10 protein-coding genes are annotated in these 12863 nt (G+C 43.9%); 2 read left to right on the top strand and 8 right to left on the bottom strand.

Translation table 11 applies throughout. The annotated features are described in order from the left end of the window. Positions 1-14: 14 nt before the first annotated feature. The 7 genes from AAEY79_RS03480 to surE all read right to left on the bottom strand — a co-directional run bounded on the left by AAEY79_RS03480 (position 15) and on the right by surE (position 7721). Positions 15-743 carry a molybdenum cofactor guanylyltransferase gene (locus AAEY79_RS03480; RefSeq protein WP_201583314.1) on the bottom strand — a complete coding sequence of 243 codons (729 nt, stop codon included), beginning with the start codon at positions 741-743 and terminating at the stop codon, positions 15-17. A gap of 6 nt (positions 744-749) precedes the next feature. Continuing rightward, complete coding sequence (moaB, locus tag AAEY79_RS03475; RefSeq protein ID WP_025650567.1) at positions 750-1280, bottom strand: molybdenum cofactor biosynthesis protein B; 531 nt, start codon at positions 1278-1280, stop codon at positions 750-752. Between the two features lie 57 nt (positions 1281-1337). Next, positions 1338-2450: a GTP 3',8-cyclase MoaA gene (gene moaA / locus AAEY79_RS03470; RefSeq protein ID WP_201583315.1), complete on the bottom strand. Its 1113-nt coding sequence runs from the start codon at positions 2448-2450 to the stop codon at positions 1338-1340. 122 nt (positions 2451-2572) lie between these two features. Further along, a complete protein-coding gene (glp, locus tag AAEY79_RS03465) occupies positions 2573-3868 on the bottom strand; it encodes a gephyrin-like molybdotransferase Glp (RefSeq protein ID WP_201583317.1) in 1296 nt (431 codons plus the stop codon). 720 nt (positions 3869-4588) lie between these two features. Beyond that, entirely contained in the window at positions 4589-5893 is a 1305-nt protein-coding gene (locus AAEY79_RS03460) for a lytic murein transglycosylase (RefSeq protein WP_025650570.1), read from the bottom strand. Positions 5894-5990: 97 nt separating this feature from the next. Further along, positions 5991-6797, bottom strand: a complete 807-nt coding sequence (locus tag AAEY79_RS03455; protein WP_025650571.1) for a peptidoglycan DD-metalloendopeptidase family protein — start codon at positions 6795-6797, stop codon at positions 5991-5993. A gap of 111 nt (positions 6798-6908) precedes the next feature. Then, on the bottom strand, positions 6909-7721 hold the full coding sequence (gene surE / locus AAEY79_RS03450) for a 5'/3'-nucleotidase SurE (protein ID WP_201565735.1): 813 nt from the start codon (positions 7719-7721) through the stop codon (positions 6909-6911). A gap of 693 nt (positions 7722-8414) precedes the next feature. On the opposite strand from surE, the gene AAEY79_RS03445 reads away from it, so the two are divergent. Then, a complete protein-coding gene (locus AAEY79_RS03445) occupies positions 8415-8849 on the top strand; it encodes an MCR_0457 family protein (RefSeq protein WP_025650574.1) in 435 nt (144 codons plus the stop codon). 559 nt (positions 8850-9408) lie between these two features. Continuing rightward, complete coding sequence (locus AAEY79_RS03440; protein ID WP_025650576.1) at positions 9409-10575, top strand: D-alanyl-D-alanine carboxypeptidase family protein; 1167 nt, start codon at positions 9409-9411, stop codon at positions 10573-10575. Between the two features lie 192 nt (positions 10576-10767). Here AAEY79_RS03440 and AAEY79_RS03435 read toward each other — a convergent pair whose 3' ends face one another. Continuing rightward, complete coding sequence (locus AAEY79_RS03435) at positions 10768-12726, bottom strand: HAMP domain-containing sensor histidine kinase (protein ID WP_025650577.1); 1959 nt, start codon at positions 12724-12726, stop codon at positions 10768-10770. Positions 12727-12863: the final 137 nt, after the last annotated feature.

Raw genomic sequence — 12863 nt, 5'->3', positions numbered from 1 at the left:
CTCTTGATAAAATTTTATAAATCGCTTAACACTGCGCAGGCACGTTGAAAATCTTCAGGGGTATTAAAGTTGGTCAGATGCTGCCAATTTTCTGTCAAAGGCACCGCTTGCGTAAGAGGCTTGATAAATGACATGACACGGCGTTGACCGCTATCAACATAAGCCTTCAGATCAGGCTCAACACTTAATTGATACAGCCCCAATAATGGATATAGATGGCTATCATCGGTTAGACAAACCACTTTTTTATCGGCCGCTTGACTAATCACTGGTTGTAATTTTTGCCACAAATCAGTTGCCGGTATTAAGCTATCGCAGCTAATAACGAGTAACCATGAGGAGCCGGATTTTTGGTTTGGCGTTGTATCAGTGAGCTTAGCTAATGTCTGCAGAGCTGATTCAATAGCAACCAAAGCCCCGCCATTATCGCTCTGTTTGTCATCTTTCATAGGAGTGTAATCAGTAATATGCATAATTGGAGATTGTATATTACTAACAGTTAAATCTAAATCAACCGTAAAACCGCGCTCATTGTCTGCAATCATAATCAGTATATTGAAATCAGCGGCATTTGAATCAGCCGCTGTTAGTTCAAGGGCATGACGCACATGATAGTCTAATAGCCGCTCACCTGTCGACAGAGTGAGCTCCGCTTTGGGCGTGCCCATACGCTTGGACGCACCACCCGCTAAGATGACTACGCCTCCCAAGCTATTTAGATGTGGTGCAGTATCAACCATCATTGAATATCAGTCATGGCTAGGATTTTGTGCCAAAAAGTGCGGCACAAAATTGCATGGACGAGTACGGCTATCGAACTGCTCTTTTAAGATATTTTCCCAGCCAGTACGACACGCGCCTGATGAGCCCGGTAAGCAAAATATACCGGTGCCATTTGCCATGCCAGCAACCGCTCGTGATTGTACCGTAGACATGCCAATTTCATCTTTTGAGATGAGACGAAACATTTCACCAAAGCCATCGATCGACTTATCAAACAGTACTTTTACCGCTTCTGGCATGCTATCTCTGATAAAAAATCCCGTACCGCCCGTCGTAATCACTGCATGAACCTTTGGATCTGCAATCCAACCACTGATCACCGCTCTTATCTGGTAGATATCATCAGAGATCAATTGACGGTCTGCTAAATGATGCCCTGCTTCGGTTAAGCTGTCTACCAAGTATTGTCCTGAGGTATCTTCTGCAAGTGTTCGACTGTCAGAGACGGTTAATACGGTAATATTAAGCGGTGTAAATGCTGTAGCGGGTTTGCTCATAGAGTTTCCTCGAGAAGGTGATGTTAATGTTTAAAAAAGCGTAACGTGCTTATTAATTTAACCGCCAATGATTGACAGGTTATGCATAATGCCGCTATTGGCATCATGCAAATGATGGTGCTCAGGTTTAATCGGCATAAAGCTATATAGATCATTGACTAAACCTTGCACATCGTTAGTCTGTAGATGCTGACGAATATCATAGTTGCCTTGATCGAATAAGCACAGATGCACTTTGCCTTGACTGCTCACCCGCAGGCGATTACAGGTATCACAGAAATGCGCCGCGTAAGGGGCAATCATACCAATGCGTCCCATATAATCAGGATGGCTGTACTCTACCGCTGGACCATCACTACTGCCGCGCTCATGTGGCTGCCAGCCATGCTCTAATAAATAATCGGTAATAATATCGGACTGGGCATGCTGAGCAAAAAACAGATCGCTATTGTCGCTGGTCTGCATGAATTCAATAAATCGATAAGTCACTTGTCTATCTTTGACATAATCAATGGCATCTATCAGATTTTCAAAGGCAGTTTCTGCCATCAACACACTATTAATTTTAAGCTTAATATCCGTGGTTTGCAGCAACGTATCCATGTCAGCAAGTAGTTGCGGTAAGCTATCAAAGCCTGTCATCTTATGGAAAGTAGCGGCATCAAAACTGTCCATGCTGATATTTAACTGGTCGAGCCCAGCTGCTTGCCAACTGGCTAAATGCTTACCCAGCTTATAACCATTACTGGTCATTGCCACCGTTTCAATGCCATCAGTTTGTTTGATGGTTTCAATAATCTCGACGACATCGCGACGGATAGAGGGCTCACCGCCAGTGATTCTAACTTTTTTGGTGCCGACTTGAGCAAAGCCGCGTATCAGTGTGGCAATCTCAGGAACACTAAGCTCATCATCAGGACGTTTGCCTTGATAGCCGTTCGGCAAACAGTATTCACAGCGAAAGTTACAGAAGTCGGTAATAGACAAACGCAGATAGGTAAGACGTCGAGCAAAACCATCAGTTAACGGTTGAGAGTGCTCAATATCTTGCTCGGTAGGTGCTGCTACAGACGGGGCTTGATAATTATCAAAAGCCGTAGCGGCTGTTAATGTAGACATACTAGGCGAATACAGTTGTGCATGGCCTATCTTAATGTTGTCATCACTCATATTTTCCTACCATCAGTAGTGCTTGTGGGCAGCATTACTTTATTATTCGTGTTTGGCCTACCATTGTATGATTTATTTTCAGTTTTTTTGTAGTCATCTTATAGAGATTTAGAAAACTGTCACTACGCATGTAGCCAAGGGAACGGCTGCACAATGACGCTATCACCTGATGCCACATTACCACTGTCTTTGTCCAAAACAACAAAGCAATTCGCTCGGCTAAGCTGTTTGATTCTATGTGATTGCTGACCTAAGAAGCACTCAACTTGATAACTGCCAGCGTCGTTTTGTGTGAGAACACCGCGCTGAAAGTCCTTACGACCAGCTGATTTTTTGATATCGTTTGTGAGCGTTGCTTTGACACTCAATTGCATGGGTCGCTCTGCTAAATCAGCGCCTGACATTTGCCACAATGCTGGTATCACAAACTGTAACGCCCCAACGACCGTCGATAATGGATTGCCCGGCAGACCAAAATATAACACGGGCTTAGCTATATCTTGGTTTAATTCACCAAACACAAACGGCTTACCCGGCTTCATCGCGACTTTATAGTGGTTAATTTGACCCAGCTGTTCAATCACGGTAGTCAAAAAATCATAATCACCAACCGAGACGCCAGCCGTTGATATCAGGACATCGCAGTCTTGCATCGCTTTATTGACAGCGGCAGTCGTCTGCTCTAGATTGTCAGGGATAATGCCGTAATCACGAATGGTCACTGGCAGATCAGCCAGCATGGTTTTGAGTGTAGGCGTATTAGAATTATATATTTGCGCCAAGCTTGTCAGCTCATTGCCAATAGCAACCAGCTCATCACCAGTTGCTAACAGGCCTACCGTCAATGGCTGAAACACCTTGATTTGGCTGACGCCCAAATTAGCCAATAAGCTAATATCAGCAGCATTAAGACGTTTACCTACCTTCAATACGGCCTCGCCCGATTCGATTTCTTCACCTTGTTTGCGAATATTGTTATCGATCTGAGCCGTTTGCGACAGCGTCACCGTGTAAGGTTTTGATTTATCGATTGTGTCTCTAATAGTGGCAAAGTTAGTATTCTCTTGCATGATGACCGTGTCACAGCTATCTGGAACGACGGCGCCAGTAAAGATACGTACACCTTGTTCCGCTGTTAACTCGCCAGTATAAGCACTGCCCGCTTGTGATTCGCCAATGATTTGAATGCTGCTGTCGTTTGATATATCGCTGCCATGAGCGATCGCATAACCATCCATCGCTGATAGATTCTGTCTTGGTATATCGAATGTTGCGGTGATATCTTGCGCCAGTATTTGATTACGACTGTCTAGCAGCTCACAGGTGTTGAGCACCCTTGTTGGCAATGGAAAGTCATTATTATTATAAGTATCTACGCGCAGCTTTATCGCTGTCTGTAACGCTTCCATCGTAATCATAGGGGAACACTCAGTTTGTCGGTTGTTATTAGTATTACATTATAGTGAGGCATTGCTAACAGTTTATCATCTGTAGCCCGTATTTTTTGCTATCAGCGTTAATTGCATCTCTTCTACTTGTTGTAGTCGATTTTATATATTTTCAATGCGAGTGTACTTAAGTTTTTGATAGCACCATACAAATAAGTTCATATAGCACCCTGCTCGTTAAACACTAACAGATAATCGATATTAGGGCATGTCCTCAATCTGAACGGAAGAGACTAAACAGGCTAAATACTACCAAATTGTATCAAATAGCTGGTCAATATCTCGATACTATAGTCAAGGAATTTTAGAATCGCTACAAGGCGACCGACCGCAGATAGTACACTGAGTACATCTAGGGCGGGCAACACCGTAGCGGTTTAAAAATGCTCTGACTATATCTGCGCTATTTTTCTTGTTTGGCTACCATTTATCTCATTTTTATCGCCATTTTTAAAATGATGACATGCCCGAATAGTGAGTACTTAATTTTAACTGCTTAATTTTCAATGCGAGCCTTTTAACTCAGTACCTTTTAAGTAAGCTGCTACCTGTAAATCAATGCCTTTAGATAGGGCATAAAAAAGCACCTTAATCTAGGTGCTTTTTTAGAGTCATCACTATAAAAAATTATGAACACAGTCGTCAAAAACGGTGGCGTTGATTATTACATAATAGCGCCAGCAACCAACTTCACCATGATGTCAATGAAGAAGCACTCCGCTGACTGATAAAACCATCTGGCGTTTGCCCGTTATCGGCTTGCCAACGCTGGAATGCTTTGCGCGTGTTGGTACCGATAATACCATCCGTGCCTTTGGTATCATAACCTGCACTGGTTAAGCGCTGCTGCAATCTGGTCACTTGAGAAGTCGATAATGGGTTTTCATAGCGCGGCCATGATTTTCGTAGACCACTTTGCCCAGCCAGTGCTTTACCCAGCAAGCTCACACCCAGCGCATAGCTCGATGAGTTGTTATAAACCTTGATCACATCAAAATTTGGGCTTAACAATAGCACTGGGCCATCTTTACCCGCTGGTAGCCATAGCTCCATTTGCGTATTGGCATCGAGATACACATCATCTATGGTATCAACGCCAAGCGCCGCCCATCTGGCTGCAGGTTGCTTGCTACCGACCACTGAATAATCAAATGAAGATGGAACCGTTACCTCATAAAAAGGCGCCAGACCGCGAACCCAGCCTGAGTTGCTGAGATAATTGGCCGTAGAGGCTAAGGCATCGCCTGTTGACCATGGGTTGCGGTGACCATTACCATCACCATCGACACCATGCTCTAACCAAGTACCTGGGATGAACTGCGTTTGTCCCATGCCGCCAGCCCAAGAGCCTTCTAACTGTGACCACGACACATCACCACGCTGCAATAGCGTCGCTAATGATAGTAACTGCGTTTCGGCGAACTCTTGGCGACGACCGTCATAAGCAAGGCTAGAGAGCGCGCTTGGTAAATCGCTATTGCCAGTCACCACGCCGTATGACGACTCCATGCCCCAAATCGCGGCGATGGTTTCTGCACTTACCCCATACTGCGATTCTAATTGTGACAAAAATGCCCGTTGCTCAGCAAACTTACGCTTACCCGTACTCACACGCCCATCTGATACCGCAGAATCAACATATTCCCACGGCATTTTTGAAAACTCTGGCTGTCCTGAGTCAAGCGAGATGACCTGCTGATTTAAGTAAGCAGAATCCATCAGACGTCGAATCGTTGAGGCATCATAGCCTGATGACAGCGCGCGCATGGAGAAGTCAGACTTCCAATCAGAAAAGCTGTTGTAGCTTGGTTTTGCCACTGGCTGCGGCTTGACGACCGGTGCCGGTGTTGGCTTTACTTGAATGGTTTGGGTCTGGGTAATCTGTACATTACCTTGACGCACAGGCTTGCTGGGTTTTTGCATCGCCTGTTGACTGGTACAACCGACCATTACTAAGGCAGGGAAAAGGGCAATGTACTGTTTTTTTAACATCATAAAAACTCTCAAGTATGGATAAGTAACTTAGCGATTAGCGGCAACAATTAGCAGCCGTTCATCAAATTTAACGTCTAAGCATTTAAAATCAAAGCATTTAACGTCCGAGTACAGCCCGTGGATCGATAGGATTGCCATTCAAGCGAACTTGAAATTCTAGACCGACTTGGTTGGTTTGACCACTGCTACCCATACTGGCAATACGTTGACCAAGTTGTACCTGCTCGCCTTCTTTAACCAGTAATTGACTATTGTGAGCGTAGGCGGTGATGTAATTATCGCTGTGGCGAATCATGATGAGGTTACCATACTCTGGTAGACCATTGCCCGAATACAATACAGTACCAGATTGGCTGGCAAGCACAGGATCACCTTCGTTACCAGCGAACCACATGCCCATGTTACCGGCTGCCGCATCAAAGTTGCGAACCACTTGGTTACGACTTGGATAATCATAGCCCGATGTCGCGTTGGCCGTTACTTCATATGCTGGCGTTGGCGTGCTGGTGACAGGAGGGGTATAAGTCGGCTGTGACGGAGCAGAAGTATTAGCACCATTATAAGTATTATAGCGATTGTTGCTAGCTGCCGTTACTGGCGCGCCTTCCCATAGCTTCAACCACTGACCGCTATAGATGGTATATTTACTATCCAAACCGTTCATCGCCCCAATTTGACGATAGCTCAAGCGATAGCGTTCAGCGATTTGACTGACCGTATCGCCACGCTGCACGCGATGATAGTTAGGAACGCCTTGCGCATTGGTAATAATCTTAGGTCCCACTTGGTTAGCTGATTGGTAAGTAGGCTTCGTCGCACAGCCTACTATCGTTAACGATGCTGCTGTCAACGTTCCTATCAATGCTACTGTTGCCAAGCGCGATCCAGCAATAAGCTTCTTCATACAAGATTTCCTATTCTTTATGTTACTCACAAACTCCTTGTGCTAATCACAAGCATTTTGCTAACTTTTATACCGTTTAGTATTTGGCAGCTAGGATTTGGCAGCACCAAATTATAGCATTAACGCCGACAACGTATTAAGGGTGTCAGCTGGCGTATGATGCAGGCGCACTGGAGATAGACTAATATAACCCGCTGCCACCGCTTGGTCATCCGTCATGTTCATGGCCGATGACTGAATATCTTCAGTTTCTAGTGACGATTCATGTTGCCGCTTACGTAGCGATAGCCAATAGGCATCTCTCCCGCGTGGATCTACCACATGATGTACAGGCCGTGCTATCTGACTATGTCCCAGACAGGTGATTTTTCGACCTTTAATATCATCAGCATCATTTACATCAGGGATATTAACGTTTAATACATGATAGGGCAAACTTTTGAATGCCTCTACTATAGATGTTTCGGTCAACAGTTTGACTATTTCATCGGCGGCCATTTGATAGCGGTGCGCTTGGTCTTGCTCGTCGCCTTTTATTCTCGCCCCTACCAGAGAAGTCGCAATCGCCGGTAAGCCAAAGAGTTGGGCGGTCAATGCCGCGCCAAAAGTACCCGAAAACAATACATCTTGTCCCAAGTTGGCCCCTGAATTGATACCGGTAATCACGCAGTCAAAGCGCGTGTCTTGATACAGCTCGTGTAACGCCAAATAAACACAATCCGCAGGCGAACCATTGACCGCGATAAACCCCGACGGCAACTGCTGAGTATACAACGGCTGAGAGATGCTCAAGGCGCTACTGCAGCCGCTCTGCTCATTGTTAGGTGCGACCACCTTCACCTCACCAACCTTTGATAAAGCTTGCGCCAGCGCTAACAATCCTGGCGCATGTACCCCATCATCATTACTAACTAAAAATTTCATTTGTGCTCAATATATTTAGGTTTGACCGTCTGTCTGCTTGTCTACTTTAGGGTGGTAAAATTGCTATAATTAGCCCAGTATTTGACTATTAATTGCTGAGCGCACTTCACCCCGATGCACCACTGGGAACGATTGTTATCACTCCGTTTTATGCTAACTGTGGTCATTATTAGATAGCACTTTAACCCTATAGTCGTGTCAGGTGCAACGATATTATGGGCGATTATACCTGAATCGCTAGCAGACACGAACCCACTCTTTGCGCAGAATTTGCCTGTTGCTTGACAGCATCCTTTATTTTTCACGGTAGTCAAACGGCAATATAGTCAGTCCCAAATAAAATGAGTATAAGTATTATAATGCGCCACTGGTATAAATTTTCCTTGCTTGCTGTGTCTAAGCTGACAGAGGCGACGAAAAATTCATCCCAGTAGTACTATGTTTATTTTATAGTGGCTCGACTAGATGCAATTAAAACTGGTCGGTAACACGTTACAATAGACAACAACGTACAACAATATAAACTTATACTTTTATGCTGACGTAACTTATAGGTTGATGCTACTGATATGTTGCTGCAAAATGCCTTTGGCTCACAATATATCTACACATAAATCAATATTTTATGTGACTTTTGTTTTTTTACCCATTAACATATGACCATTAAATAAAGATAAGCGAGTGTAATACTGAATGAATAATCAATCGATATTATCTATAGCTTCTGTGATAGCAAAGACCGTCTCAAAAATCGGTTTTGCAGGACTGATAACGTCTGTTGCCATGCTGTCTCAAGCGACCAATGCTGCACCCAATCCAGCAACCACTATCCCATTGGATATGTCTGGCATGAATATCACCAAGCACGAGATTGCCGTGATGCAAGTATTGTCTGAGATTTGCCCGCCGATGCTAAATGGTAAACAGAAACAGCGTTTTTATAAGTCTTATACGGTACAGCTGCATGAATTGATGCCATCGTTAGAAGACCCAAAAGCGGCGATTCAATATCTATCAACACAGCAAGACTATCGCCAGATATTACAAGGCATCCGTAGCTGGACCATGGGCTTCTCTAAACAAGAAAATAAAGCCTTGTGCGAAGATTTGGCGAACGCTGAATATTAATGGATAATTAATAGATGCTTTCGTTGTATGACAAAAGTAGAACTTTTGCTAAGTCTAGAAATATTACTCTGTACAATCCTTTCTATTATTCACTTGGACATTAACAGCAATAAATAATGATAAAAAAATATAGATATTGCTGCCTTTGCCTTATTGAGTTAAGCAAATAGAACGCTAGCGCGACGAGCTTTATAAGTGAGCTTATCGCGTCTAGGAAAAGCTTGCTGTCACCCCACTGCTCCATTGCAGTTGGTGCGGCAAGCTTTTTTGTGGCAAGTAAAAAAACATGCATAAATCTCAATATACCTAAAAGCCTTTTAAGTATTGCCTGCCTTTTTCAGTTGCGTCCTATTTTTTTTATTTATCGATTCCCCATCGGTTGGCATTTTGCTAAGATAAGGCGTTAATTTTATGTCCGTCGCTCAGGCCTCGTTTTCCTCACACATTGGCTCTTTTAAAACCTTATGTTTGAGACATAGGGTTTGAAATAACGTATGAGGTTTAGTACTAGCCATGATGCGATAGATACATTTGGTTCCATGATGCGGTGTAACAATCTATGACAGTAAAGCGTGTAAAAAAACAGCTGGTGCAGCTGGTCGTTGGTATGAGTATTTCTATGAGTGCGGTGATGGCGAGCGCTGCCATTCAGCCACCTGAGATGGAAAATACAGCCTATGTGCTAATGGACTACAATACTGGTGAAATATTGGCACAAAAAAATGCCAAACAAGCTCTCCCACCAGCGTCTTTGACGAAAATGATGACCAGTTACATCATTGAGCAGCGCTTAGCGTCAGGTGATCTTAAAGAAGACGAACAAGTATTGATGAGTCAAAATGCTTGGTGCCGTGGTAGTAGCAGTCAATCTTGTATGTATGTGCCAGTGAACCAAAAGGCCAGCGTTATTGATATGCTGCGCGGTATTATCATTCAATCAGGTAATGATGCCTCAAAAGCCATGGCGGAGCATATTGCTGGTAGCGAAGATTCATTTGCCATCCTAATGAATGAGCAAGCAGAAAAGCTGGGTATGGAGAATACCCACTTCGTCAACTCTACGGGTATGCCTGACGAAGGTCATGAAGCCTCGGCGTTGGATTTGGCCAAACTAGCCCGTGCTATTATCAAAAACAGCGGTGACTATTATGGTATTTATGCCGAAAAAGAGTTTACCTACAATGGTATTACCCAAGGTAACCGTAATGCCCTACTCGCCACTGACTCTACCGTTGATGGCCTAAAAACAGGTCATACTGATGCCGCTGGCTATTGCTTGGTTGCGTCAAGTAACCGTGAAGGCATGCGCCTAATCTCTGTCATCATGGGTACCGAAAGCCAGCAAGCGCGTGCCGATCAGTCACGTGAGCTACTCAACTGGGGCTTTGGCCACTTCACGACCGTAACCAAGGCACCGGCTGGCCAGTTCGTGAGCAAAATCCCTGTATGGTTCGGGGAAGCAGAGGAAGTAGAGCTGACTACAGGTGATAATCTGCAAATTCTAACCAGTAAAACGCAGAAGAACAAAATCACGACCGTAGTTGATATCCCTGAAAGCTTAGAAGCGCCTATCAAAAAAGGTCAAGAAGTTGGCAAAATGATGGCAGTCATCGATGGTAAGGCAGTCGCATCAGTGCCTATCATAGCGACCAATGATGTCGAGCAATCAGGCTTTATGAGTCGTATGTGGCAACATGCCGTACGCTGGGTACAAAACTTATTTTAAAGTAAGGCTATTTAGTCATCGCACAAATACTTTTTAAGAGCATGAGTGAATAAAAAAGACGCCTCCAATTTGGGCGTCTTTTTTTGTTTCTATACTGAGTTATAGCTATACTAATTGATACTTATATCTATTGCTTTTAAAGCAATTAAGCTCAAAGTGAATACTTTTGAAGTAAGCCACTTTTGAGATAAGCTATGCCCATATTAGCCAACTTTTCAGCAGATTACTTAAGGCTTTATCTTCATAAGCTGCGCTATAACAGTAATCGATACCAGCCGCTTTTAAGCCATGCTCAAAGCTGTCTAAGTATTGCGCTTGATGCGGCGCGTACCAGTAGACCAATAGCGCGCGGTTCTCACTCTCGTAGCTTTCAAACTGGCGAATACGCTTGGCGATAACTTCAGCGATGCCTGCGGACACATCTTCTGCAAACATCACCATATCGACTTTCTTCGTATGCAGTGCTTCGATCACAAGATGTTCATGCTGGTGACAGATGACTGTCGCCCCTAAACGCTCAAGCTCATCTACCAAAACTCCCGTTTCATGATCATAGTAGTAAACCACGTCCAATCCAGCCAATAGTTTTTGCTGACGAACGTGGGTTTTTTTGGGTAGAGGAATGGTGAGTATAAACTGCGTACCGACGCCTAGAGCGCTTTCAACTTCGATAGTTGCACTCATCAGCTGAGCGATTTGTTTGACCACCGGCAAGCCGATACCTGTCCCTTCGTACTGCCGAGTTTGTGAGGAATCTATCTGAAAAAATGGATTAAAAATATCATCGATATAATCGCTATCGATACCAATCCCCGTATCTTTGATAGTAATTTGCCAGCGGTTACTATTGTCAAAATGGGTCAATTGCGAGCTGATACTCACTTGTCCCACTGGTGTAAACTTAATTGCATTGCTCAGGAGTATTGATAATATCTGTTTTATTTTGCTCGCATCGCCTTCGAGCGTATAGTCTATATGGTGAATATGACTGACTAACGCCAAGCCTTTTTGTTTAGCAGCACACTCAACATCCGCTAACAGATCAGCGATTAACTGTAAGGGGTTAAATTCACTAAAATGTAGGCTAACTTGACCCTTTTGTATTTGATTCAATTGAATGATTTGGTCAAGCGACAATACCAATTTTTCACTGCCATTACGGATGATATCAACCGCATCTTTTTGCTCATTGTTTAAGCGCTCATCATCTAATAGATGCAAACCGCCAACAATAGCATTCAACGAGGTTTTTAACTCGTGAGTGATCATACTTTGAAAGTTATGCAACTGCACATCTAGGGACAAGTCCTTATGATGTAGCTGCTGTTCAAAGACGGCAAGTGCCTCGTAGTCTTGTTTGGCCGCTTGCAGGCGATCAAACAAAGTTATAAAGGTCTGTTTGATTTGCACCAGTTCTTGAAACTCAAACTGCTGCGGGATCACTGGCAGCTGTTCAAGCTCTGGGTTCTTACTAACGATCTCACACACCTCGGTTAGCGCTGCGATGTCTTTGACAGGCCAGCTGAGCTTACGCAGAATGTATAGCGCCCAAATAATAGCGAGCATGGTAGTGATAAGCCATAACAACAGGTTGCTACGAAACCAATTGGCCCGCAACTTATCTACATCTAAAGTGATATTAATATAGCCAACCAAGGCACTATTATCGGTTAAGGCTTCAGGGGCTGCCAGCTCAAGCGTGTTGTCTGATAAAAGCGTGTTTGGTTGCTGAGTGGCGTTTATCGTTGCAGCACTATCGTCAACGATATCATCACTGATGACTGGATAATTAAAGCTGACCGTACTGGCAAACAAAGCGTTTTGCCAGTCATCGTTTGACTGATAGGCGGTGAACCTATCTATATCAGCAATAGGCTGCGGCGTTGAATAAAATAGGATGCTTTGGATATTTGGTTCTGCCGCCAACAGAATGCTGACTTGCTTGGCAACAGTGTCGGCACCATCTACTGTCGACGCACTGCTTGTCAGTAAGGCGGCCAATTGCTGAATATGACGATGCTTCTGTTGATAATGATGCACCAAACCGTAAATAAAAGACAATAAAATACCAGCCAATACAGCCAAAATGATGGCTTGCACGACCGAGCGCCAGATAAGCTTAGGAAGGGTTTGCAGCGGTTGGTTGTTCATGTCACTCAACTGAGTTAAGACGACTGTTTATTTATACTACAGGTATTTGTAAGATATGGTAAGAGCAACATGCACATACTGTGTTGCAGCCTTGTTATAACAAAGCTGCAGTGAGTCTATATTCATAAATAAAATTA

Source organism: Psychrobacter sp. GW64-MNA-CIBAN-0177 (assembly GCF_040309585.1).
GTDB lineage: Bacteria > Pseudomonadota > Gammaproteobacteria > Pseudomonadales > Moraxellaceae > Psychrobacter > Psychrobacter okhotskensis.
Note: the sequence above shows the minus strand (reverse complement) of the source record. Positions and strands in the feature narration are given on the sequence as shown.